The organism is Kocuria sp. KH4 (assembly GCF_053711175.1).
This window is the reverse complement of record NZ_JBSJYX010000007.1, coordinates 54,037-77,349: the sequence shown is the minus strand read 5'-3', so window position 1 is coordinate 77,349 and position 23,313 is coordinate 54,037. Positions and strand designations below refer to the sequence as shown.

Annotated in this window: 24 protein-coding genes and 3 pseudogenes; 15 read left to right on the top strand and 12 right to left on the bottom strand. The window is 71.8% G+C overall.

Annotated elements, in window-relative coordinates; all coding sequences use genetic code 11:
* Positions 1-44 precede the first annotated feature (44 nt).
* Positions 45-350 carry a cold-shock protein gene (locus ACWCOM_RS07450; protein ID WP_454548107.1) on the top strand — a complete coding sequence of 102 codons (306 nt, stop codon included), beginning with the start codon at positions 45-47 and terminating at the stop codon, positions 348-350.
* A 412-nt stretch (positions 351-762) separates the two neighbouring features.
* Here the strand turns inward: ACWCOM_RS07450 and ACWCOM_RS07445 are convergent, their stop codons facing one another.
* From ACWCOM_RS07445 to ACWCOM_RS07425, 5 genes and pseudogenes are all read right to left on the bottom strand, one after another.
* Positions 763-1,215, bottom strand: coding sequence for a winged helix-turn-helix domain-containing protein (locus ACWCOM_RS07445; protein ID WP_454548106.1), 453 nt, complete (start codon positions 1,213-1,215; stop codon positions 763-765).
* 321 nt (positions 1,216-1,536) lie between these two features.
* Positions 1,537-2,604: pseudogene (locus tag ACWCOM_RS07440) on the bottom strand (TerC family protein).
* A gap of 943 nt (positions 2,605-3,547) precedes the next feature.
* Positions 3,548-4,768, bottom strand: a complete 1,221-nt coding sequence (locus tag ACWCOM_RS07435; RefSeq protein WP_454548105.1) for an MFS transporter — start codon at positions 4,766-4,768, stop codon at positions 3,548-3,550.
* 1 nt (position 4,769) lies between these two features.
* Positions 4,770-5,645, bottom strand: a complete 876-nt coding sequence (locus tag ACWCOM_RS07430; RefSeq protein WP_454548104.1) for a shikimate dehydrogenase — start codon at positions 5,643-5,645, stop codon at positions 4,770-4,772.
* Positions 5,646-5,734: 89 nt separating this feature from the next.
* Positions 5,735-6,496 (bottom strand): IclR family transcriptional regulator, encoded by a 762-nt coding sequence (locus ACWCOM_RS07425; RefSeq protein WP_454548103.1) that lies wholly within the window; start codon positions 6,494-6,496, stop codon positions 5,735-5,737.
* A 231-nt stretch (positions 6,497-6,727) separates the two neighbouring features.
* On the opposite strand from ACWCOM_RS07425, the gene ACWCOM_RS07420 reads away from it, so the two are divergent.
* The 4 genes from ACWCOM_RS07420 to ACWCOM_RS07405 all read left to right on the top strand — a co-directional run bounded on the left by ACWCOM_RS07420 (position 6,728) and on the right by ACWCOM_RS07405 (position 10,990).
* Positions 6,728-8,107, top strand: coding sequence for an MFS transporter (locus ACWCOM_RS07420; protein WP_454548102.1), 1,380 nt, complete (start codon positions 6,728-6,730; stop codon positions 8,105-8,107).
* 42 nt (positions 8,108-8,149) lie between these two features.
* Positions 8,150-9,997 carry a bifunctional sugar phosphate isomerase/epimerase/4-hydroxyphenylpyruvate dioxygenase family protein gene (locus ACWCOM_RS07415; RefSeq protein ID WP_454548101.1) on the top strand — a complete coding sequence of 616 codons (1,848 nt, stop codon included), beginning with the start codon at positions 8,150-8,152 and terminating at the stop codon, positions 9,995-9,997.
* A gap of 160 nt (positions 9,998-10,157) precedes the next feature.
* Positions 10,158-10,457 carry a helix-turn-helix domain-containing protein gene (locus ACWCOM_RS07410; protein ID WP_454548100.1) on the top strand — a complete coding sequence of 100 codons (300 nt, stop codon included), beginning with the start codon at positions 10,158-10,160 and terminating at the stop codon, positions 10,455-10,457.
* 263 nt (positions 10,458-10,720) lie between these two features.
* Positions 10,721-10,990, top strand: coding sequence for a hypothetical protein (locus ACWCOM_RS07405; RefSeq protein ID WP_454548099.1), 270 nt, complete (start codon positions 10,721-10,723; stop codon positions 10,988-10,990).
* Positions 10,991-11,079: 89 nt separating this feature from the next.
* Here the strand turns inward: ACWCOM_RS07405 and ACWCOM_RS07400 are convergent, their stop codons facing one another.
* Positions 11,080-11,976 (bottom strand): LysR family transcriptional regulator, encoded by an 897-nt coding sequence (locus ACWCOM_RS07400; RefSeq protein ID WP_454548098.1) that lies wholly within the window; start codon positions 11,974-11,976, stop codon positions 11,080-11,082.
* Between the two features lie 24 nt (positions 11,977-12,000).
* A complete protein-coding gene (locus ACWCOM_RS07395; RefSeq protein ID WP_454548097.1) occupies positions 12,001-12,675 on the bottom strand; it encodes an SDR family NAD(P)-dependent oxidoreductase in 675 nt (224 codons plus the stop codon).
* Positions 12,676-12,826: 151 nt separating this feature from the next.
* Here ACWCOM_RS07395 and ACWCOM_RS07390 point away from each other — a divergent pair, with 151 nt between their 5' ends.
* Positions 12,827-13,663: an aldo/keto reductase gene (locus ACWCOM_RS07390; RefSeq protein WP_454548096.1), complete on the top strand. Its 837-nt coding sequence runs from the start codon at positions 12,827-12,829 to the stop codon at positions 13,661-13,663.
* A gap of 431 nt (positions 13,664-14,094) precedes the next feature.
* On the opposite strand, the gene ACWCOM_RS07385 is transcribed toward ACWCOM_RS07390, so the two are convergent.
* Positions 14,095-15,045, bottom strand: a complete 951-nt coding sequence (locus ACWCOM_RS07385; RefSeq protein ID WP_454548095.1) for an SDR family oxidoreductase — start codon at positions 15,043-15,045, stop codon at positions 14,095-14,097.
* A gap of 327 nt (positions 15,046-15,372) precedes the next feature.
* Here ACWCOM_RS07385 and ACWCOM_RS07380 point away from each other — a divergent pair.
* Positions 15,373-15,459: pseudogene (locus tag ACWCOM_RS07380) on the top strand (transcriptional regulator); the annotation flags it as partial.
* A gap of 55 nt (positions 15,460-15,514) precedes the next feature.
* Here the strand turns inward: ACWCOM_RS07380 and ACWCOM_RS07375 are convergent.
* Positions 15,515-15,604: pseudogene (locus tag ACWCOM_RS07375) on the bottom strand (DUF2000 domain-containing protein); the annotation flags it as partial.
* Between the two features lie 55 nt (positions 15,605-15,659).
* On the opposite strand from ACWCOM_RS07375, the gene ACWCOM_RS07370 reads away from it, so the two are divergent.
* A complete protein-coding gene (locus ACWCOM_RS07370; protein WP_454548094.1) occupies positions 15,660-15,965 on the top strand; it encodes a hypothetical protein in 306 nt (101 codons plus the stop codon).
* A 137-nt stretch (positions 15,966-16,102) separates the two neighbouring features.
* On the top strand, positions 16,103-16,567 hold the full coding sequence (locus ACWCOM_RS07365; RefSeq protein ID WP_454548093.1) for an Lrp/AsnC family transcriptional regulator: 465 nt from the start codon (positions 16,103-16,105) through the stop codon (positions 16,565-16,567).
* Between the two features lie 217 nt (positions 16,568-16,784).
* Here the strand turns inward: ACWCOM_RS07365 and ACWCOM_RS07360 are convergent, their stop codons facing one another.
* Complete coding sequence (locus ACWCOM_RS07360) at positions 16,785-17,270, bottom strand: GNAT family N-acetyltransferase (protein WP_454548092.1); 486 nt, start codon at positions 17,268-17,270, stop codon at positions 16,785-16,787.
* 326 nt (positions 17,271-17,596) lie between these two features.
* Here ACWCOM_RS07360 and ACWCOM_RS07355 point away from each other — a divergent pair, with 326 nt between their 5' ends.
* The 6 genes from ACWCOM_RS07355 to ACWCOM_RS07330 all read left to right on the top strand — a co-directional run bounded on the left by ACWCOM_RS07355 (position 17,597) and on the right by ACWCOM_RS07330 (position 20,790).
* On the top strand, positions 17,597-18,139 hold the full coding sequence (locus ACWCOM_RS07355; RefSeq protein WP_454548091.1) for a hypothetical protein: 543 nt from the start codon (positions 17,597-17,599) through the stop codon (positions 18,137-18,139).
* Between the two features lie 155 nt (positions 18,140-18,294).
* Positions 18,295-18,864 carry a hypothetical protein gene (locus tag ACWCOM_RS07350; RefSeq protein WP_454548090.1) on the top strand — a complete coding sequence of 190 codons (570 nt, stop codon included), beginning with the start codon at positions 18,295-18,297 and terminating at the stop codon, positions 18,862-18,864.
* A gap of 47 nt (positions 18,865-18,911) precedes the next feature.
* Entirely contained in the window at positions 18,912-19,142 is a 231-nt protein-coding gene (locus tag ACWCOM_RS07345; protein ID WP_454548089.1) for a hypothetical protein, read from the top strand.
* A 128-nt stretch (positions 19,143-19,270) separates the two neighbouring features.
* The gene (locus ACWCOM_RS07340) at positions 19,271-19,867 is read left to right on the top strand and encodes a GNAT family N-acetyltransferase (RefSeq protein ID WP_454548088.1); all 597 of its coding nucleotides are present in this window, start codon (positions 19,271-19,273) and stop codon (positions 19,865-19,867) included.
* A gap of 122 nt (positions 19,868-19,989) precedes the next feature.
* Positions 19,990-20,595, top strand: a complete 606-nt coding sequence (locus ACWCOM_RS07335; RefSeq protein WP_454548087.1) for an alpha/beta fold hydrolase — start codon at positions 19,990-19,992, stop codon at positions 20,593-20,595.
* Between the two features lie 6 nt (positions 20,596-20,601).
* Entirely contained in the window at positions 20,602-20,790 is a 189-nt protein-coding gene (locus ACWCOM_RS07330; protein ID WP_454548086.1) for a hypothetical protein, read from the top strand.
* Positions 20,791-20,901: 111 nt separating this feature from the next.
* On the opposite strand, the gene ACWCOM_RS07325 is transcribed toward ACWCOM_RS07330, so the two are convergent.
* Both ACWCOM_RS07325 and ACWCOM_RS07320 read right to left on the bottom strand, forming a co-directional pair.
* On the bottom strand, positions 20,902-21,522 hold the full coding sequence (locus ACWCOM_RS07325; RefSeq protein WP_454548085.1) for a flavodoxin family protein: 621 nt from the start codon (positions 21,520-21,522) through the stop codon (positions 20,902-20,904).
* 137 nt (positions 21,523-21,659) lie between these two features.
* Positions 21,660-23,216, bottom strand: coding sequence for an alpha/beta hydrolase fold domain-containing protein (locus ACWCOM_RS07320; RefSeq protein WP_454548084.1), 1,557 nt, complete (start codon positions 23,214-23,216; stop codon positions 21,660-21,662).
* Positions 23,217-23,313 lie beyond the last annotated feature (97 nt).

Here is a 23,313-nt window from a genome sequence, read left to right as displayed (position 1 = left end):
GGGTGGTTCCTGAGGCGCTGCAGTTCCAGTCGTAGCCTTGGGGGATGAGCGACTCCGGTGTGGTGCGGTCCTGGTTCGACGAGGCAGGGTGGGGTGTCCTGGACTGCGAGTTGACCCCCGGGGGCTGTTGGGCGCACGTCAGCGTCCTCGCCGTGCGCGGGCACCGGGCACTGGTGCCGGGGCAGGCGGTGGAGCTGGAGTGGGAGCGCGCCGAGCAGGACGGCTTCTCGTATCGGGCGGTGCGGGTGTGGCCGGCAGGGGAGCAGCCCGTCGACGCCGATGTCCAGGTGATGCGCGGATCCGCTTCGGACGCCTACGCCAGCACCCTGGAGATCACGTGGGACCGGTGACGCGCCGCGGGGCTTCCGGAGTACGGATGCGGTCGGGCGCACGCGCAGCACCGTCGCAGGCCGTCAGCCGACTCTCTTGGCAGACGGTGCCGACGGACCCGAAGGCGTTGGTGAAGCTGCAGCGGATGTCGTCCGGGATCCCGGCGGGGTACTGCACGTCCTCGTCGAGGGCCAGGCTGTGGGTCTCCCGGGTGGTCCCGCCCCCGACGGTGATCGGTGCCTGGCGGTATCCGGCGGTGTGGTCAGCAGCGACGCCTCAGCGGGCGGGGTTCCTGGGGACACCCTAGGCGGGCGAGGCCTCGCCAGGGGCCGCCGTGCCACCATCCCCCATCTGTTCTTCCTCCGGCGCCCTTCCGCTGCGCAGATGACCGGCCACCGGCCGCGCTGCGGCTGTCGAGGCAGGAGCAGGACGTCATGGCGTACCGCCCGATGAGGGGCGGGTGAAGATCGCCAGCAGCTCTCCGATCTCGTGGGCGGCGTTGGCGGGATGGCGGAAGTGCTGGTGGTCGTCGACGGTGTAGTGGGTGCGGCGGCCGACCCGGTGGCGCGTGATGTACCCGGCCGCCTCGAGCTCCTTGAGGATGGTCAAGGTGGCCCGCGCGGTGATGCCCACCCGGGCGGCGATCTCGCTCACCAACGCGTCCTGGGACTGGGCCACGGCCAGCAGGACGTGGCCGTGGTTGGTCAGGAAGGTCCACGGCGGCCGGACCGCTGCGTCAGCTCGGCCGGCCCCGTTGCTGGGCCCGGATGCCACCTCGGTGCTGCCCGGATCCTGGGGCGTGCCGTCCGCCGGGGACGTGTCGGGGGAGCCTCCCGGCGGCTGGTCCGTCATCACCGTGCAGGATCCCAGGAGCAGATCGTGCACCGCACGATCCGCGGACGAAGGTCCCCGTGGATGGCGGCAACCACCAGGCGGGCGCTTGTGGGGCGGGGCCGGATCGTCATCATGGTCACAACGATATTTTCTGTCCCGACGACTCCAGCCACTCCGCGCCGGAGATGCTGGTCCGCCTCCGGGCGGAGCGGCGTGGTGATGGCTGTGGTCACCGGTGGTCCCGCCGGGCCCGGGGGCGGAGCTGGTGAGGACGGCAGTGCTCACCTCCCCGGCACCCGTGGTCCCGGTGCGTTCCTCGCCTGCGGTCGCCGACGGCGTCCACGGACCGACCGGATCCTGGGGCGGACGAGGTCATCCGCGCTCTCGTTCCCGCCGGGCGTCGTGCTGGGGATCGTGATCGCGGCGGTGGTCGCGGCGGGCGCCCCAGACCGGTTCCAGGGCGGCGTTCTCCGCCTCGGTGGCGACCCGGAACGGCGGCTGCGGCGGGGCGTCCGGGGCCCGACGGCCCTGACCACGGGTGGCGACCAGGCTGGCGGCGATCGAGACGCCGATGATCGTGGTGACCACCGCCAGGGAGAGGAGGGTGGGGACGTAGAACAGGTCGACCTTCAGCAGCATTTTGAATCCGACCCAGATCAGCACCAGGGCCAGGCCGACCTTGAGGTAGACGAAGCGGTGGATGAGGTCGGCGAGCAGGAAGTACATCGCCCGCAGCCCCAGGATCGCGAACGCGTTGGCGGTGAAGACCAGGAACGCCTCCTCGGTGACCGCGAAGATCGCCGGGATCGAGTCGACGGCGAAGACGACGTCGGTGACCTCGATGAGCACCAGTACCGCCAGCAGCGGGGTGGCCAGCAGCACGCCGCCCTTGCGGACGAGCAGACTCTGCCCGTGTTAGGCGTCGGTCATCGGCACGAACCGGCGGAAGGTGCGCAGCACCACGGAATTTCCCGGATCCAGGTGGTCGTCACGCTGCCGGATCATCTTCCACCCGGTGAACAGCAGGAAGGCGGCGAAGACATAGAGGATCCACGAGAAGTTCTGGATCAGCACGGCCCCGGCGGCGATGAAGGCCCCGCGGAGGACCAGGGCGCCGAGCACGCCCAGGAACAGCACCCGGTGCTGGAACTGGCGCGGCACGGCGAACCAGCTGAGGACGATCGCCCACACGAAGACGTTGTCCACGGCCAGGGACTTCTCGATCACATAGCCGGCGAAGTACTGCTGCCCGTACTCCGCGCCCCACACCTGCCACACGAGCACGCCGAAGCCGACGCCGAAGGCCACCCACACCGCGGACCACACGGCGGCCTCCCGCACCCCGATGACGTGGGCGCGGCGGTGGGCGAACAGGTCGAGGGCCAGCATCACCAGGATGAATCCGAGCACCGCGGCCCAGACCCAGAACGGGACGTCCATGACAGCACCTTCCGATCGTTCCGATCGGAGGTCTCTCCCGGCCCTTGCGGGCCCGCCCGCCGGACCCCTCCCACGGGGTCGAAGTGACGGCGGGACGTCGGTGGGATACTCCCCTCCCAGTAGCAACTAGTGAAGCGCACTTCATGTGTCGGTGCAAGAGCCGTCCCCTGGAGCCGACAGCCACGGCATCCGGGCGCGGGGCCCTGCCGTGGAGCCGCACCCGACGGGACCGCACCCGGTGGCGGTCACGCCTGATGGTCCTGGACGGGCCCGGTCGGCTCTCGCGGCACGTCTCGGAGTGCCGGTCACGTCGCTCCGGCCGACCATGGCTGCGGTCGCGGCACCCGGCGGGGAGCGGTGCCGCCCGGGAGCACGGCGCGAGCGATGGCCGTGGCCGGCTCGGAGGGGACCAGTTCGGACACCTCGGACCCCCAGAGAACCGTTGGTCCGTCCCGAGTGCGCGGCCCGAGCACCAGCCGCCCCGCCCACCCGGGAGCCTGGGATGTCCCGAACCGCCTTGTATGGACCGGCCCCGAAGCAGCCCTCGCGGGGACTCCGAGGCCTCCGGGGCGGTCCATGGTGTGCACCGTTCCCGCCATGGGTGATCGGCGTGGGCCAGCGCCGGGCGGACCCGGTGCGGGTGACCGAACGGATGGGACGGTGACAGCACGTCGATGCACCGCGGTCGGCATGACGTGTCGTGTGCTCGCGCTGCTGCGACACCACGTGGTGGGTCTTCCAGGGCCCGATGTGGGTCGAGCCGCCGATGACCCGCGGCACCGCCTGCTGAGCGGGGATACGCAGGCCATGGGCTGACCCCTGGCCGATCGGCGGCGGGCCGCGCCTCGGTGGATGTCCTCCGCCGTGCCCGTCGTCCGGAGCGGACCGGCTTCTGCGCGAGCGCGGAGTCCCGCAGCGCTGCGAGCACGTGCCGGCCGACTCCTCACGGGCGGCGCTGGGTCTCTCGGACGGCCAGGAGGCCGCCGATCAGGAACACCACGGTGGCGCCGAGTACGACCAGCAGCGGAACCGTCCACCCCCCGGTGCCGGAGTTCAGGGCGCCGATCAGGGGCGGGCCGATGGTCGCGGCCACGTAGCCGTTGCCCTGGATGCGGGCGGAGGTCGACGCCGCCTCGGTGTCGGTGCGCACGATGCGCGCGACGATCGAGAAGATCACGACGAAGCCTCCGCCCTGGGCGACGCCACCGACCACCGACCACCCGATGAACCCCTCGGGCGCCACCAGGAGCCCGAGGGGCAGGGTGGACCACAGTGCTCCGACGAGGACCACGGGTGCCCACGCCGGTGTGCGAGGGGCCAGCAGGGGCACCCCGAGGGCCCCGGCGATGGCGGCGACCTGGAACAGCGAGGCACTGACCCCGGAGGCCGCAAGGCTCAGCCCGCGGGTGTCGGCCAGCAGGGTGGGCAACCAGGCGGTCACGGAGTAGTAGGAGAAGGCCTGCCCGCAGAAGGCGAGGGTCAGCCACCAGCCGATGCGCCGGATCTGTGCGGTGCCCCGGGCCTGCCTCAGCGCCCCGGTGGTCGTGCTGGGTTCGGCGGCGGTGGGGGAGGTGGCGGCAGGCGGCGTGCCGGCCCGGCGGCGGGCCACCACCAGCCAGAAGGCCAGCGCCCCCAGGGTCAGGACACCCCAGGCGGCCAGCGCCCAGCGCCACCCGACCAGCGCGGCCACCGGCGCGGTGCCCAGGGCTGTGATCATCGAGCCGACGTTGAGGGCTGCGGTGTAGGTGGCGGTCGCCATGGGCACCCGGCGCCAGGACACGTCGCGGCGGATGAGCACCGGGACGACGATGTTGCCGACCGTGATCGCCGCGCCGATGACCACGGTGCCGATCAGGACGACGGGGGTGGGGCCGGCCGAGCGGATCATGGTGCCGGCCAGCACGCCCACCAGGCAGACCAGGACGGCGGCCTCGGGTCCGGCCCGGCCGATCAGCCGGGACGCCAGCGGCGTGGCCAGCGCGAAGAGCAGCACGGGCAGACCGGTGAGCAGGCCTGCCGCGGCGGCCGAGAGCCCGAGGTCGGACTGGATGTCGGTGATGACCGGGGTGGGGGCGATGATCGGGGCGCGCAGGCTCAGGGCCACCAGGACGATCCCCCCGAGGACCCACGGCAGGGCCTGGTGCGGGGCGGAGCGGGGGCGCACCTCAGCCCTGCTGGGCGTGCAGGAGGTCCAGGAAGTGGGCGCGCATCCGGGCCCGGTCCGGGGCGATCCCGGTGATCAGCTCGAACGCGTCGGCGGCCTGGCCCACGGCCATGTGACCGCCGTCGAGGACCCGGCAGCCGGCGGCGCGGGCGGCGGTGATCAACTCGGTGTCCACCGGCAGGTAGACGACATCGGCGACCCACTGGTGCCCGTCGAGCAGCCCGGTGTCGATGGGGGTGCCGGGGTGGTGGTGCATGCCCACCGGGGTGGCGTTGACGATCCCGTCGGCGGTGCGGATCAGCTCGGGGAGGGCGTCGGCGGTGGCGGCGAGCACCTGTCGGCCGGGGTGCAGCGCGGCCATGGCGGCCGCACGCTCCTGAGCCCGGGCGGGGTCGACGTCGTACAGGTGCAGCGTGCCCACGTCCGAGGAGAGCAGGGCGGCGGCCACGGCGGAGCCGGCTCCGCCGGTGCCGACCTGGACCACGCGCTCCCGGGGCGTGTCGGCCAGCTCGGAGTGCAGTCCGGCGGCGAAGCCGGACTGGTCCGTGTTGTGACCGATGAACCGCCCGTCGCGGATGAGCACCGTGTTCACCGCGCCCAGGGCGGCGGCCTCGGGGGCGACCTCGTCCAGGTGGGCCAGCACGAGCTGCTTGCAGGGGTGGGTGATGTTGAAGGCGTTGAAGCCCAGGTCCCGGCCGGCCCGGAGCAGCTCGCCCACCTCCGGGGCGAGGCGGCCGATGACCTCCAGGTCCACGGGGCGGTAGAGGTAGTGCAGGCCGTGGTGGTGCGCCTCGGCCTCGTGCATGGCCGGGCTGAGACTGGCGGTGATGCCGTCACCGATCAGCCCCACCAGATAGGACTCGGACGTGGTGCTCATGGGAACTCCTCGGGAAGGACGGCCCGGACAGGCCCGGGGTGCGTGGTGGGTGGTCGGGGCGCGGGAAGGCGGAGCCGGGACGGGTCCGCTCATGGGCGCTGGGGCAGCTTGAGGCCCAGCTCGGCCGTGGCCTCCTGCAGATGGGGCACGTGCTGGCGCAGGTCCTCCAGGCCCGCCCGGAACATCGGTGCGGCCAGGGTGACAGCGGCGATCAGCCGGTGCGAGGAGGACAGGACCGGGGCGGCGATGGCGGCCATGCCGATGTCGTTCTCCTCCGCCTGGGCCGCCCATCCCTGGGCCCGGATCTGCTCGACCTGCCGGGCGAGCTCGGTGCGGTCGGTGATCGAGTGCTCGGTGCGCGGGATCAGGTCGATGGTCTCCAGCAGGTGCTCGCGGGTGGTGCGATCGGCGAAGGCCAGCAGCACCTTGCCGGAGGCGGTGGTGTGCAGGGGGCTGCGGTCCCCGGGGTCGGTGGTCGTGCGGAACTGCGGCCCGTCGACCTTGTGCACGGTGAGGCTCTGGTCGCCGTCGAGCACGTGGAAGACGCTGCTCTCCCCGGTGACCTCGGTGAGGTGCTGCAGGACCGGCACCGCCGCCCCCTCGAAGCCGCGGTGGTGGGCGACCTTCTGCCCCAGCTGGTAGACCCGCAGACCCAGCCGGTAGCGCTTGTCCGCGGCGTCGTAGGTGGCGAAGCCGGTGTCGACCAAGGTGTTGAGCAGACGGTAGGCGGTGCTGAAGGGGTACCCGGTCACCTCGGCGATCTGCCCGGTGGTCGCCCCGTCCGGGTACTCCCCGAGCAGGACGAGCACCCCTAGGGCCTTGCCTGCCGTGCCGGATCTGTCCGTGGCCATGACCCTCCCATGTTGACGAGCGCTGTGATCTGCCTCATGCTTGTGTTCCAGCATACAGCATACATTGCCAATAGTTGGAATCGGGTTCGACGACACGTCCCGCCACGTCGCGGGAAGGGGGCGACGCCCCACGACTCACCCACCGACTCATGCCACCGCCGCCGTGCGGGAGAACGACCGACGGAGGGGGCGCAGGTGCCCGCCATCCCTGACCCAGTAGGAGCGACGACCATGTCACCTCACACCCCGGCAGATCCGGCCGCCCAGGCCGCGCCCCCGGCCCGGTCCGAATACCAGCTCAAGCGGGCGAGAAAAGCGTCCTTGGCCGCCTTCCTGGGCGGGGCGCTGGAGTACTACGACTTCTTCATCTACGCCACCGCCGCCTCCCTCATCTTCAGCCGGATCTTCTTCCCCGCCGGGGACCCCACCGTGGCCCTCATCCAGTCCTTCGCGATCTTCGGCGTCGGCTACGTCTTCCGCCCGCTGGGGGCCTTCGTGTTCGGCCATCTGGGCGACAAGATCGGGCGCAAGAACACCCTGGTGATGACCCTGGTGCTGATGGGGGCCGCGACCTTCCTCATCGGCGTGCTCCCGGACTTCGCCACCGCCGGCTACTGGGCCCCGGCCCTGCTCGTGCTGATGCGCATCCTGCAGGGCATGTCCGCCGGCGGTGAGACCGCCGGAGCCTCGGCGCTCACCATGGAGGAGTCCCCGCTGGGGCGCCGGGCGTTCTTCCCCAGCTTCGCGATGAGCGGGATCTCGGCCGGGATCGTGCTGGCCTCCCTGGCCTTCCTGCCGGTGGCGGCCATGTCCGAGGAGGCCCGCCTGTCCTGGGGCTGGCGCATCCCGTTCTGGCTCTCGCTGATCGTGCTCATCGTGGCCTACCTCGTGCGCCGGTCCCTGGAGGAGCCGGAGGTCTTCGAGGAGAAGGCCGAGCACGAGGACCTCGTGAAGCTGCCCTTCGCCGAGATGTTCCGCACCCACCCCGCTCAGTTCTTCCAGGTCACGCTGATGTCCTTCCAGACCGTGACGAACACCTTCATGCAGGCCTTCGGGCTGGCCTACGCCACCCAGGTGGTGGGCATTCCCGCGGCCACCATGCTGTGGGTGAGCATTCTCGGCAACACGCTCGCGATCGTCACCCAGCCACTCTTCGCCGGCCTCTCCGACCGGTACGGGCGCAAGCCCGTGTTCATCGGCGGGGTCACCGGTTCGGCGGTGCTGATCTTCGTCTACTTCAACGTCCTGTCCACCGGCAACGTCCCCATGGTCTTCCTGGCCAGCACCCTCATCACCGCCGGGACCTACGCGATGTCCAACTCCATCTACCCCGGCTGGTTCCCGGAGCTGTTCAACGTCCGGGTGCGCTACTCCGGGATGGCGATCGGCCTGCAGATCGGCATCCTCTGCGCCGGGTTCACCCCGACCCTGGGCACCGCCCTGGTCGGCGGGGACCCCGCCAACTGGGGCCCGGCCGCCTGGATCGTGGCCGGCTCCTCCATCATCGCCACCGTCGGGGCGATGTGGGCCCAGGAGACCTACCGCACCCCGCTCCAGCAGCTGGGCAAGCCGGTCCACCACCCCGAGGCCCACGGGACCGTCAGCCGCTGACCCCGCACACCACGCACCGACCGACAAGGGAATCCTCCGACCATGAGAACCTCCATCGCCACGGTCTGCCTCTCGGGCACGCTCGAAGAGAAGATGTACGCCGCCGCGGCCGCGGGCTTCGACGGCATCGAGGTCTTCGAGCAGGACCTCGTAGTCTCCCCGTCCTCTCCGGAGCGGATCCGGGAGCTCGCGCAGCAGCTGGGGCTGAGCCTGGACCTGTACCAGCCCTTCCGCGACGCCGAGGCCGTGCGCCCGGAGCGCTTTGCGGCCACCCTGAAGCGCGCCGAGGCGAAGTTCCGGCTGATGAACCGGCTGGGCACCACGACGCTGCTCGTGTGCTCCAACGTCGCGACCGCCGAGGTCGACGACGACGAGGTCATGGCCGAGCAGCTGCGCCGGCTCGGGGACCGCGCCGCGGACCACGGGGTCCGGCTCGCCTACGAGGCTCTGGCGTGGGGAACGTTCGTCGACGACTTCGAGCACGCCCAGCGCATCGTGGACCTCGCCGACCACCCGCACGTGGGCACGTGCCTGGACAGCTTCCACATCCTCTCCCGCGGCTGGGACCCCGCGCCCGTCGAGGCCATCGCGGCGGAGAAGATCTTTTTCGTGCAGCTGGCCGACGCCCCGCTGCTGCACATGGACGTGCTCTCCTGGTCCCGCCACCACCGGGTCTTCCCCGGCGAGGGCGACTTCGACATGGTCGGGTTCCTGTCCCACCTGGTCCGCGCCGGCTACAACGGGCCGGTCTCGCTGGAGATCTTCAACGATGCCTTCCGCCAGGCCGACGTGCACCGCACGGCCGTGGACGGGCTGCGCTCCCTGCGCTGGCTCGAGGACCGGACCCGGCGGGCCCTGGCCGGCGAGCCGGCGCGGGACCGGCTGCAGCTGCAGCCGCTCCCGCCGGTGGAGGAGCCGCAGGGATACGACTTCGTGGAGATCCGCACCGGCCGCCTCGGGGAGACCACCCGGCTGCTGCACCAGCTGGGCTTCGCCCTCGGCGGCCACCACCAGTCCAAGGAGCACGTGCAGGTGTGGGTCCAGGGCCCCGTGCGGATCGTCGTGACCCATGACGTCTCCCCGGAGACCCCCACCGAGATCGCCGCCCTCGGATTCGAGGTCGCCGACCCGGGCACCGCGCTCGAGCGCGCCGCCCGGCTCGCGGCCCGGCCGGTGCCCCGCACCCAGGAGCCGGGCGAGCAGGTGCTGCGCGGGGTCTACGCCCCGGACGGCACGGAGATCTTCTTCTGCCGGCGTCCCGACCACGGCGTCCCGCCGTGGCTCGGCGAGTTCGGCGCGGACGAGGAGCTCGATCCCGCGTCCCTCGTCACCGGCGTGGACCACATCAACATGGCCCAGCCGTGGCAGCACTACGACGAGGCCGTGCTGTTCTACACCTCGGTGCTCGCCCTCGCCGCCCAGCCGGCCCAGGAGGTGCCTGGGCCATCGGGGCTGGTGCGCAGCCAGGTGATGCGCTCCTCCGACGCCGCGGTGCGGCTGCCCCTGAACGTCGCCCCGGCCGCTGCCAAGCAGGGCTCCTTCGTGGGCGCGGCCTATCCCGAACACGTGGCGCTGGCCTGCACGGACGTCGTCGCGGCCGCCCGCCGGGCCCGCCGGCGGGGACTGGAGCTGCTGCCGGTCCCGCAGAACTACTACGAGGACCTCACCGCCCGGCTGGACCTGGACGAGGAGTTCGTGGCCTCCCTGCAGGAGCTGGACCTGCTCTACGACCGGGACGCCGAGGGCGAGTTCCTGCACTTCTACACGGGCACCCTGGGCACGGTGTTCTTCGAGGTGGTCGAGCGCCGCGGCGGCTACGCCGGGTTCGGGGCGCCCAACGCCCCGGTCCGCCTCGCCGCGCAGTACCGGCGCACGCACGCGCGCGGCTGAGGCGCCCGCCCGCGGCCTGCTGCGACCCGAACGCGCCCGGGTGCCACGTCAGCGAACGGTGGATCCGACCCGGTCGTATCGTCGTGGCCGGGGTCCGCTCGAGAGGGCGGGCCGCATCGGTGTGGCAAGCAGGGGGTTGGCGCGCGTTCGTCGCACGTGGATGCCCACGGCCGCCACCGGGATGAGCGCCAAGGAGTTCATCGACGCCCGGGTGGTGCTCGAGGCCAAACGCCTCCTGGCCCACGGGGAGGACCCCGTGGCACGGATCGCCGAACGGCTCGGCTTCGATGACGCCAGCAACTTCGTCGAATATTTCGCCCTGCACGCCGGCACCACCCCGGCGGCCTTCCGGCACCGTTATCGGGTCGCGGGGAACGCGCCTGCCGCGGAGGACGACCATGCGGGCGGCTCCCGCCCGGCCGCCCGGCGGGGCGGGGAATGCCTGCGCCGGCACCCCTGACCTGAGGCGCGGTCCGCGACCAACCATGAGGCGACGGCGCGTCCGCAGACGGCACCGCTCCGGACAGCGACCCATTCCGGGTGCCGGCCGCTCTCGTCCTCGGGCCGTCGCCCGGCCGGGGCGTGCCATAACAAAAGCGCGCCCCTCAGGGCGTCTCAGGATGTGGACACCCGTCCCGGGTCCCACCTTGATTACCGGCGAGTCATGTTACTAGCCTGTTTTGCATAGACAAACGTCTAGTGCTCGGCTCCAGGAGGCTCCCCATGGCAACAACGTTGATGAGCGTCGCCACCGGCGCGGGCGGCATGGCCACCGCGGCGGCCATGATCCAGCTGAGCCTGTCGATCGGCACCAGCGGTGCGCTCGAGCCGGCGGCGATCGCGCTGCTCATGATCGGGGCGGTGGCCTTGATCGCCCGGGTCGTCGTGGACTTCGAGTCCCGGTCACGGCAGCACGTCGATCGGACCAGGGCGCAGATCGAGGCCCGTCGACACCACCACCAGCAGCAGCACCTCCTGGACGCACGGTCGTAGCCGCCGCTGCGGCCGTCCACGCACCACCACACGCGCTGCCTCGACGACCACCTGTCGTGGGGCACGGAGCGCCCGGGGTCCTGCGGTGACTACAGCTGCACGGCGAGATGTCCGCGGAAGCGGACGATGTCCGCCTGCGGGACGAACATGCTCGCGAACGCCGTCGCGGAGGGCGAGGGGTCGGCGCCGGTGGCCAGGTGCACCTCCCACTCGGGCGCGTCGGAGAGCGTCGTGTGCACGAGGTGCTGGGCCGCCTGCTTCGCGGCGATCGACTCGGGCACCACCGCGATCCCGAAGCCGCGGGTGACGAGGTCGACGAGCATGTGCACGTCGTTGGCCTCGACGACCGTGCGACGTCGCGCCCCGGCGGTGGCCAGTGCTGCGTCGAGCACGCGCCTCGCCTCCCAGGCGCCCCCGAAGTCGACGGTGCGGACCCCCTGGAGATCTCCGAGCGCCGTGTACGGGACGTCATCGGGGGAGAGCACGACGAACGGCTCCCGGCGCAGCAGCAGGCTGTTGTCCACGGGCGCGGCTCCCGCCGGTGCGGCGATGAGAGCGACGTCGAGGCGCCCCTCGTCGAGCATCGGTACCAGGCGCGAGCTCACGTCCTGGACGAACTCGAGATCGGCCGTGGGATGCTCGCCGGCGAACGACGACAGGAGGTCGACGATGTCGACGGCACCGCCGAGACACTGCTCGGCGCCGATGCGCAGTTGGGCGCGCCCGGGCTCGTCGCTGAGGACGGCGCGCTGGGCCTCGCGCACCTGTTCGAGGATCCGCTCGGCCCGCGCCCGGAACGTCGCCCCCGGACTCGTCAGGGACGCGCCGTGGCGCCCGCGCGTGAACAGCTGAGCCCCCAGCTCACGCTCCAGCGAGCGGATCGACGCCGACAACCCGGGCTGCGACACGAACGAGCGCTCGGCCGCACGCGTGAAGGTGCCTTCCTCGGCGACGGCGATGAAGAACTCCAGCTGACGAACATCCATACGCCGAACGTTAGTCGGACGGGATCAGTACGGCTGACTCTCCAGCTCGGTGGCGAACACCCGCAGCTGCTTGCGCGGGACGTGCATCTGCCACAGCTTCTCCGCGAGCACCTCCGGATCCTTGTGCTCGTCGCCCGGGACGATCGCGCCGGGGATGATGAGCTGGCCGACGTAGATCGGCTCGTCCTTCAGCGCCTGCTCCAGCATCTCCACATAGGCGGTCTCGCCGGCGAACCCGATCGAGGTGCCCGCGAAGTGCTGCACCGGCTGCACGGCGCTTCCGCCGTTGACGAAGAGGAGGGAGCCCTTCTTCAGCACGCGCATGCCCTGCAGCACCTGGTGCACGGCGGCCACGGGGCCGTAGACCGAGAACTCGACGGCGGCCCTGATGTCCCCGACCGTCGACTCCAGGAGCGGTCGCAGGAACTCCTTCTGCGGCAGCGGGTTGTAGGACAGCACCTCGATCAGGCCGAGATCCTGTGTCGCCCGGTCCAGGGCCGCGACGAGGCTGTCGGTGTCGCGCACGTTGGCCGTGTAGCCCTTCGCGGTGAACCCGTCGGCGACCAGGTCGGCAGCCAGCTGGTCGACCCGCTCCTGGTTCCGGGCGATGAGGGCCAGGCTGTAGCCCTCCCTGCCGAAGCGTCGAGCGAGCGCCTCGCCGAGGTTGCGTCCTGCTCCGATGATCGCGAAAGTCGTCATGCCGCACATGCTAGGCCGGATGCTCCGCGTCGTCGGACCGCCGTTCGATAGCGATCTTCTATGGAACCGGGGAAATACGCCGCGGCCCGAGGGCCGTTGTGGTTCGTGGCTGCGGGTTCCCGGAGCCGACCGTCCATGAAGGAGAACCTCTATGACTTCCGTCCCCGAGATCCGGATCGCCGAGGGTGTCAGCATCCCGCAGCTGGGCTTCGGCGTGTTCCAGGTTCCGCCGGAGACCACCGAGGCGGCCGTCACGACGGCCCTCGAGGTCGGATACCGCCACCTGGACACGGCCCAGATGTACGGCAACGAGCAGGGCGTCGGCGACGCGCTGACGTCCTCGGGCCTGAGCCGTGACGAGGTGTTCGTCACGAGCAAGCTCAACAACGGCTTCCACCGTCGTGAGGACGCGCTGCGCGAGGCGGAGCGGAGCGTCGAGCGGCTCGGCGGGCCGATGGACCTCTTCCTCATCCACTGGCCGCTGCCCACGATCGACGTCGACTACCTCGAGACGTGGAAGGCCATGATCGAGATCCGCGACGCCGGCCTGACCCGCGCGATCGGCGTCTCCAACTTCCAGGTGCCCCACCTCGAGCGCATCATCGCCGAGACCGGCGTCAAGCCCGCCGTGAACCAGATCGAGGTGCACCCGTACCTGACCAACGAGACGGTGCGGGCCTACGACGCGGAGCAGGGCATCGCGACCGAGGCCTGGTCGCCCATCGCCCAGGGGGCGGTGCTCGACGACCCCGCGATCGCCGCGATCGCCGAGCGCCTGGGCAGGACGGCCGCGCAGGTCACGCTGCGCTGGCACATCCAGCGCGGCGACATCGTGTTCCCCAAGTCCGTCACCCGCGCGCGCGTCGAGGAGAACTTCCAGCTCTTCGACTTCGAGCTGACCGACGCGGACGTCCAGGCGATCACGGCGCTGAACAAGGACCGCCGCACGGGCCCGGACCCCGACACGTTCGACTACGTCCCGGCGTGACCGGCGCGCCCGCGCCGCGTCCAGCGGCGCGGGTCCGTGCGAGGGCCAGCCGTGGTGCCGGCAGGGAGGAAGCCGGTGACGACGTTGACCGTGGCGTCCGACCGGTCCGCACGTCCCGATGGCCTGGCGCCGTGGGGGGCCGGAGCCCGGCTCGGCCTCGCGCTCCTGCCCCGAGGAGCTCCGGACCGTCTCGCCGGCGGAGGCGGTCCAGGATGCGGGGCGCGTCCGGTGCGGCGACCCCGTCGTGATGCTGGAGCGGAGCCGACTCCTTCAGGAACCGGGGGAGTGGCCTCCGACCCTGCACTTCGTGCCCGGCTCTCGCCGCGAACAGGGCCGGGGGCCGGCCGCATGCCGACGGCGGAGCACCACCCGTCCTGGAGGCGCTTCCGCCGTCGCGGCAGCGACCGTCGTGCGTGCTGGCGCGACGGCGGTCACGCCGGCGCGGACGTGGTGAAGGAGACGGCGGCCAGTTCCTCGGAGATCGTCCAGACACGCTCGGCCGCCCGCCGGTCGCGCAGGGGGCGGAACAGGGCGTGCCGGCCCGGGCCGCCGCCGAGGTTCCCGGGTCCTGTCGGCCCGTACAACAGCCCGCCCCGGGCCAGCGGCGAGGTGGCAGCCATGAGCGCCGGCAGCTGTCCGCTGTCGACGGTGCCCACCAGGATTCCCGCGCGGGACAGGCGGCGGATCACGGCGATGCTGGGGGTGTCGCGCTTCCTGCCGATCTCCTGCCGCGCCGCCAGCAGGCTCGTCGGGGCGACGCCGGGGTGCGAGAGGTTGCTGGTGATGCCCCAGCCGCCGGCTTCGCTGCGCCGGTCCAGCTCGAGTCCGAACAAACCCAGAGCGATCTTCGACTGGCTGTAGGCACGCATGCCGGAGTAGGTGCGCTCCCAGTTCACATCGCCCCAGTTCACCTCCCCGCGTCTGGCCGCGATGCTGATCTGCGAGGTGATCCGGGCCCGGCCCGCGACGAGCAGCGGCAGCAGGTGGGCCGTCAGCGCCACGTGGCCGAGGTGGTTGGTGCCCAGTTGCAGCTCGTTCCCGTCGGCGGTCACCTGCCGCTGCGGCGGGGTCATCACCCCGGCGTTGTTGACCAGCAGGTGGATGGGCTGCCCCTCATCGCGCAGCTGCTCGCCCAGGGCGGCCACCGAGCGCAGTGAGGACAGGTCCATCTCGCGCAGTGACACCCGGGCCGTCGGGTGCTCGGTGCGGATGCGGGCGACGGCGGCTTCGCCCTTGGCGCGGTTGCGGACCGGCAGGACCACCTCGGCGCCGGCGGCGGCGAACCGTCGGGCGATGCCGAGGCCGATCCCGTCGCTGGCTCCGGTGACGACGGCGCGCCGCCCGGACAGGTCGGGCACGGTGAGCTGGGGTGTGCGAGGCATGCGGTGGCTCCTGTGGTCGTGGTGATCGGGCGTGGACCTGGTGGCGGGCTGGGCCATGGTGTCCATCCTGGATGGGTGGGACTGTGCGTCCAGCCTCGGCCACCGCGCCGACCTCAACCAGGACCTGCCGATCCACCCCTGCCGCGAACCCACCCAACCCAGTGCGGTGGTCCGGTAGCGCTGGTCGCCGGGCCGGCTCAAACAGGGATCGGCACGCCGTGGTTGCGGGGGCGCCGGTGCGGTACGAAGGTGCGGTAGGGACGAGGAGCCCTGAGCCGGGAAAGGGGTGGGCCGGTGATCGACCGGGCAGGAATCGACAGAGCAAGAATCGATCGGGCGGGGCTGGCGGAGTTCCTGCGCCGGCGGCGCGAGGCGCTGCAGCCGGAGGACGTGGGTCTGCCGCGGGGGCGGCGACCAGGATGGAGCATCCGGCCCAGGGCAGGCCCGGGTGTGCGGTGCCCTCCCCGTCGACGGCGGCCGGGCCGAGCAGGCCCGGCACGCCGGCGACAGTCGCGCCGGCGACGCACACGGCCGCGTTGACGGCCCGGCCCGCGGGCATCGAGTCGTTGACGACGACGACCCATTTGAGGCGAGCCGCGCGGGTGGGTCCGGACGTGTCGATCTCCTCCGGCGCGAACCCGACCCGCGCGTCGTGGTCGGGAGTGCCAGCCGGTGTGTTCGGTGTGGTGTTCATGGTTCTCCTCGGTGCGGTGTCGTTCATGGCAGGTGCTGTGGCGACGTCCTGCCGCGCGGTGTGCGGGCTGTTCGTCGTTCATGGTCAGGAGTGGGCGGAGTGGGCCGGGGGAGGCGTGGTCCCGGTGAGCACCTGTGCGGGTCCGACGGTGCCGCAGACGATCGCCGTCGCCAGGACCATGGCTACCCTGGTCGTGCTTCGTTCGCCGTTCACGCCGTCAGAGTAGGATATGTTCAACCAAGTTGAAAACTGGGCGAATTTTGTTCGGTTGAACCGTGCTTTCAGGTGTAGACGGTCAGCGGCGAACTGTTTTCTCGCCGTTCCGCCGTACATCGTTCGCCACCCGGACGAGGAGGAATCAGGATGCTCGACCGCATCGATCGCATCATCGTGACGCTGCTGCAGACCGAAGGGCGGACGACGAACCGTCAGCTCGCGGAGGCAGCGGGCATCGCGCCGTCGACCGCCATCGAACGGGTGCGGTCGCTGCACGCACGGGGGATCATCACCGGCTACCACGCGCAAGTGGACCTCGCTGCCGTCGGCCGCCCGGTGCAAGCCCTGATCGCCGTCAGCATCCGACCGCCCTCGAGGACCAACATCGAGACCTTCCGGGACTGGATCCGCGACCTCCCCGAGACGATCGGCATCTTCGTGACGTCCGGCGCGCAGGACTTCCTGATCCACGTCGCCGTCCCGGACACCGACGGGCTCTACGCGTTCGTCATCGACCGGCTCACGGAACGACCCGAAGTCGCAGACGTCAACACCAGCGTCGTCTACTCCCACCTCCAACCCCTCCCCGCGCACCCGTCCAGTACCGGCTGAACCGTCCGGAGGACCTGGCCCGCACCGTGCGCCTTGCCCACCGGGGCCCGCTCCCGCGGGGGAGGACCATCGGGGCTCCGCCGACTCCCGGTCACGCCGTGCTCCTGAGCGCCTGCGTGGTGCGTGCCCGGGAACCGCCGGAGCGGGCCGCCCGGGGCCGCTGAACGGCCTGCCGGATCCGACGGCGCCGTCGAGCGTCCCGGCCGGTCGCCGTCGACTACTGCGCCCGCGCCAGGACGTAGCGGTCCAGGCCGTCCTCGCCGGCCTCGGGTTCGAAGCCGCGGCGGGTGAGGACACGGGCGGAGGCGGCGTTGGCCGGGTCGACGCGGGCGATCAGCCGGACCCGGCCGTAGACCTCCGGGACGATGGCCACCGTCAGGTCGACCATGGCCCCGGCCACGCCGCGGCCCCAGTGCTGGGGAGACACCCAGTAGCCGATCTCCACCCCGCCGTCCCGCCGGGTGCACACGACCAGACCGACCGACTCGCCGGCCTCCTCGGCGGTGAACCACCGGGCGGCCCCGAGCTGATCCACCGGCTCCTCCTGCAGTGCGACCCGCAGACGGTCCCGGACGAGCTGCGGCGCCCAGGGTCTGCCGTCGCCGACGAAGCGGGTCACGCGCTCGTCGGCGGCCAGGCCCGTGAAGAAGGCCGTGTCCGCTTCTCGGAACGGACGCAGCGCGAGCGAGGGGGCACGGGGCATGACGGCGACCTCTTCCAGGGGAAAGGGGGACTTGGCGAGCTTATGTGCCACCGCTGGACCCCGTGTCGTGGTGGCCCATGCCGTGGCGGCCCTGAGCCCTGCGGCGCGAACGGCGACGGCGGGCAGTGCGGCCTGTACCGTGTGCCGATGGTCCGTGGGTCCTCCCTGGCGGCCGCGGCACGGGCTGGTCGAACGGTGACCGGCGTGAGAGCAGGGCTCGGTGGCACCCGACCCGTTCCTCGTCGTCCCTGTGGGCCGAAGTGTCGAAGGGGAGTGCCCGCGCGTCGCCGCGGGGTGCGGTGGACGTCGCTGGGACACTCCGGACTATGGATGATGCGCGGAAACAATTGGGTCCCGTTCTTCGACCGGGCGAGCAGCTGCGGTGGGTGGGGCACCCCGACCCGCAGGTGCGCTTCGCGCCGGCGGATGTCTATCTGGTGCCCTTCAGTCTCCTGTGGGGCGGCTTCGCGATCTTCTGGGAGTGGCAGGTCCTCACCGACAGCGAGTCGATCTTCTTCGCGCTGTGGGGCATCCCGTTCGTGCTGGTGGGCCTGTACTTCATCGTCGGGCGCTTCGTCTACAAGAAGCGCCGCAAGCTGCGCACGGTCTACGGGCTCACCGATGCTCGTGCCATCGTGTCGACCGGTGAGCGGTCCTTCGACGACACGCCGGTCAAGGACGTCGGCGTGCGCGTCACCCGTTCGCGCGACAACCGCCATGCCACCGTGGTGTTCGGCGGCGGTGGCCGCCAGGCCGCGTACCTCAACACGGGAATGGACGTCCTGGCCGTCGGTCAGGCCCAGGGCATCGGCTTCTTCGACGTGGCCGACCCGGAGGCGCTGCTGCGCGAGCTGGATCGGGTGCGCTGACCCCGCTGCGGGGTCCGGGAGGTGCTGCTGCCGTGCTGCACACCTGGTGCCGTCATCGGTTCAGAACGCGGACGCGGCGTCGTCCACGACAGGAGAACAGCATGGATGAGCCCGACCGGGAGCGTGGCAGGGGAATCCGATTGGCTGGTGGGGTGATGACGACGGCAGCCGGGGTGGCGGCCCTCCTGGCCATCTGGTGGCTCCCACCGGCCCCTCCCGTGGAGGACCGGCTCGCGGGGTGGGTGGGGGCCTTCGCGGCTCTGGTGGCCGTGCTGCACGGGGCGCTGTTGCTGGTCGGCTGGTCCAACGGCCGGCGCATGCGGCTCACGCGGGCGCGGTGGCGGTACTGGTTCACGCCCGTGGCGCTTCTCCTGGCCGCAGGGACAGTGTGGATCGCGACGTCGCTCTCCGACCCTCAGCTGATGATCGGTCTGTCGGCCTTGGTGGTGGGCAATGCCTTCTTCATGCTCTTCGCCCCGGACACCGATCCCCAGTGGGCCGCGAAGGTCACCCCGGTCCAGCAGCGGCGGTGGCGGCGGATCCTCGGTGTCCTGGCGCTCGTGGCCGTCGGGTGCGTGGGGGTCGCGGTGTGGGCGTTGGGTGCCGGAGCCTTCGGGGCGGCGGTCCTGGTGATCATGATCGGTGTCCTGGCACTGCTGTTCGGCGCGCTCATCGCGGTGCAGCTGGTCCGGTTGCGCCGAATCCGGAAAGCAGCTCACCGGTGAGGCGCCGTCATCCGCCGGCAGGTGCCGGACCGCAGCCGCGACGCACCGTGGGCAGGGGAAGGGCCCCGATCAGCGGCGGCATCGCGATCGTCTGCGTCCTGTGGTTCCTGGCCATGGTGGTCGTCGCGATCCTCGAGGGCGACTCCTGGACCACGGCGCTGAGCAGTCTCGGTCTTGTGGCGATGGCGCTGGTCACCTGGCGAGGCTGCACACGGCACGACCGCGAGTACCGCGAGCGCATGGCGGGACTCGACGAGCGTCTGGGACGCGGCCCGTAGTGCGGAGCCAGGAACCCTGGCAGATCTGACCGGCTGCTGTGCCGGCGCCGGTGCAGCGGGAGCTCCCGGTCTCATCAGCGGCGTGCTGATGCGGGTGGGACTGTCCTGGCGTTCAGTAGCCTGGCGGCATGGACTTCCTGGCGATCCCCACGCTCACCGGCACGGTGGCCACGCTCGAACCGCTGGCGCCGGAGCACGCCGCGGACCTGGCGGACGCGGTCGCGGAGGACGACCTCTACCAGCTCTGGTACACCCGTCTGCCCGCCCCGGACGCGATGGGGGCGGAGATCGAGCGCCGTCTGGCGGAGCACAGGGCTGGTCAGGTCGTGCCGTGGGCCATCCGGACCGCGGACGGGAGGGCGGTGGGGATGACGACCTTCCTCAACGTCCGCCCCGACCACCGGCGCCTGGAGATCGGCTCCACCTGGATCGCCCCCAGTGTCCAGGGCACCGGGCTGAACACCGAGGTGAAGCTGCTGCAGCTCACGCACGCCTTCGAGACCTTGGAGTGCATCGCCGTGGAGTTCCGCACGCACTGGCACAACCAGCGGTCGAGGCGGGCGATCGCCGCCCTGGGGGCGAAGCAGGACGGGGTGCTGCGCAATCACGACCTGTGGCGTGACGGGACCATGCGCGATGTGGTGGTGTTCTCGGTCATCAACAGCGAGTGGCCCACCGTGCGGCTGTCCTTGCGAGAGAAGCTGCGCACCCGCCTGTCGGCGTGAACGTCTCCGGTGTGGTGCGGGGCGCATGCACCCGGGCCGGGGACCCGCCGCTGGACGGCAGGCTCCGCGGCACCGTCGTGGGCGTGCCGGATCGCAAGGGTTGCGGAAGGAAGGGCGAGGTAATGGAGCTGGTGCGCGGGGTGGTGGAGCGGTCCGGGGTGCGGATCAGCTATCTGGACACCGGCGGTGCGGCCCCGGTGGTGGTGTTCCTGCACGGGCTGGCCGGCAGCGCCGGGGAGTTCGTGCCCTCGGCCCGGGCGCTGTGGCCGGAGTACCGGTGCGTGCTGGTGGACCAGCGCGGGCACGGGCACAGCACCCGGGTGCCGGCCGACACCGGGCGGCAGGCCTTCGTCGACGACGTCGTCGCGGTGCTCGATGTGGTGGCACCCGGTGAGCCGGTCGTGCTGGTGGGTCAGTCCATGGGGGCGCACACCGCGGTGCTCACCGCCGCGGCTCACCCGCAGCGGGTGGCCGCTCTGGTGCTGCTGGAAGCCGATGTGCACGGCGGGGAGCCGGGCGAGGCGGCCGCGGTGGGGGAGTTCTTCCGCTCCTGGCCCGTCCCCTTCGCCTCCCGGGCTGAGGCCGTCGATGTCCTCCGGGCGAGCCCTCTGGCCCGGGCGTGGGCGGCGGATCTGGAAGCCACCGGTCGGGGCTATCGGCCCCGGTTCGACCCGGCCGTCATGGAGGCCGTGCTGCAGGCGGTGCACGTGCCACGGTGGGCCGAGTGAGAGGCGGTGAGAGCCCCGACCACGGTCGTCTTCGCCGCGGAGTCGATGTTCGCCCCCGCCCGGAGGAACGCCTTCGTCGCCGCCCGTGCGGGCACCCGACGGGTCGATCTGTCCGGTGGCACCCATGACGCCCACCTGGACGCCGCCCAGGAGTGGGCCGCCGTGCTGCGCGAGGCCCTGGACGTCATGCCCTGACCGCCGGTGCACCGGTCGGGGTCTGCTCGGTCGGGGCCGCACTGGACAGACTGGTGGCCACCGGCGGGTACGGGTTCTCCGACGCGCTCGTCGGGCGGCCCCCTCCGGCCGTCAGCCGGCGCTGTCGGCGGCCGGATAGGGGTCGGCGCGCAGCAGCCGTGCGAGGTGGGCGGCGTTGCGGGCGGCACCGGCCGTGGTGGCCGCGACCTTCTCCGGGACCTCGTCCAGGTCCTGGTAGTCCACGGTGTGCATGGCCTCGCCCACCCAGTAGGTGCCGGCCTGGGCCGGGACGGTGAACCCGACGTCGCTGAGGGCCTGGGTCATGTCCGCGATCGTCTTGTGCGCGCCGTCCTCGTTGCCGACCACGGCCACGATCGCGGTCTTGTCGTACATGATGGGCCGGCCCTGGTCGTCGGTCTCGGCGAGGTCGGCGTCGAGGCGCTCGATCACCCGCTGGGCGATGCTGCAGGGGTGGCCCATCCAGATCGGGGTCGCCAGCACCAGGATGTCCGCCTCCAAGACCTGCTGCCGCAGGGCGGGCCAGGCGTCCCCGGGGCCCATGTCCACCTGGACGCCGGGTTTCACGTCGTGGTCGACCACCCGCACGGAGGAGGTGGACACCCCGTGCTGCTCGAGCGCCTCCAGCACGTGGCGGGCCATCAGCTCGCTGCTGGACGGTGCCGGGGACGGGGTGAGGCTGCAGACCAGGGCGAGGGCGGAAAGTTCTGACATGGTGTCGTCCTTTGCGGTGATGGAGCGATGGTTCGGCGATGCGCGGTGGATCCGTCGGCAGGCTCAGCAGCCGGGAAGCCCGCCCACGCCACCCCGAAGGGCGGGTGGCGTGGGCTCCCCGGGGTCGTGCGGACCGGTCAGGCGGTGCTGGAGAGGGCGGCGGTGCAGTGCGCGGCGGCCTCCTGCTGGGCGGCCTCGGCCTTGTCCAGCACCGCGGAGGCGCCGAAGAACTCGTGCATCACCCCGTCGTAGTGGCTGTGCGTGGTGGGCACCCCGGCAGCCTTCAGGTTCGAGGCGAACTGCTGGCCCTGACTGCGCAGGACGTCCCGCTCGGCGGTGATCACCAGCGTCGGGGGCATCAGCGCCAGGGACTCGGCGGGCCAGTTCAGCAGGTCGATGCGGGGGTCCTGGGCGGCCTCGGGCACGCCTTCGAAGGCGTGCATCGCCATCCAGGACAGCAGCGCCCGGTTCAGCGGGCGCCCGTCGGCGGCGTCCTCCATCGACTCCCCGTACTGTTCGGGGGTGGTCAGCGGGTACACGCACACCTGGGCGGCCGGGAGCGGCTCGCCGGCCTGGGCGAGCCGGAGACAGGTGGCCGGGGCCATGTTCCCGCCCACCGACTCCCCGCCGATCGCCATCCGGGTCGGGTCCCCGCCCATCTGGGCGGCGTTGGCCGCGGTCCAGCGCCAGGCCGCCAGCACGTCGTCGTGGGCGGCGGGGAAGACGGCCTCGGGGGCCCGCCGGTAGTCGGGGGAGACGACGATCGCGCCGGTCTTGTTGGTCAGCCCGCGACAGGAGGCGTCGTAGGTGTCGATGTCGAAGAGCACCCAGCCGCCGCCGTGGATCCACATGATGATGGGCAGCGGACCCTCACCGGGGTCGGCCGGGGTGTAGACGCGCAGGGTCTGCTCGCCGCCGGCCGCGTCCGGGATCTTCATGTCGGTGACCGAGCCGACGGGCTCGGGTCCCTCCAGTCCCTTCTCCTCCATGACTTTCTTGACCGCGTCGTCGGGGCCGGGCTGGGCGCGGGCCTGGTCGCGCTGGAGGATCTCGAAGGGCTGCGGGCCCAGGGCGGAGTGGGCGTCGACGATCGCCTGGGCCTGGGGGTCCAGGAGCCCGGAGGCGTCGGTGGCCAGGCGCTTCTTCTTGCCGGTCACCGCGGCCTTGGCGGCATCGACCGGCTTCGCCACGGCACCGACCAGTTTCTCGAGCCGGCCCTCGTCGGGGGCGTGGGGATGGGGAGCCGGGGGTGCCTGGCGCTTGGCGGCGAGGAACTCCTTGCCCAGCTGCCCCATCCGCTCCGCGCCGACCTTGGCCCGGAAGGCCGGCAGCTCCTCCTGCTCCTCGTCCTCCACGTGGTGGCGGGTCACGGAGATCAGCTCGGTCAGGGCGGCCTCGAACTCCGCCTCCCCGGGCTCGGTCCGCCCGAGGGTGACCAAGAGCTCCTTGATGTCGCCGTGCTCCTGCCGGGCGTCGTCGTCGAACTCGTCCATGCCGAGCTCGCGCCAGATCGGGTACATCACCGTCTCCTCCGCGAAGGCGTGCAGGGACAGCTCGAAGCTGATCTGGTCCACGAGGGTGCGGCGGTCGCCGCGGCCGGCCTCGAGATGCTGGAACTGGCGCTCCACGATCGCGTGGTCGTCGGCGATCAGATGGTCGATGTCACCGGGCTGGGTGGGATAGGGCAGAGCCATGGGCAGATCTCCTCACAGGGGATGAAACGGTGGGTCCGCACGGCACGAGGATCAGCCCCGGGGCGCGGATCGGACGGCACGTGGGTCGGGCGGGTGG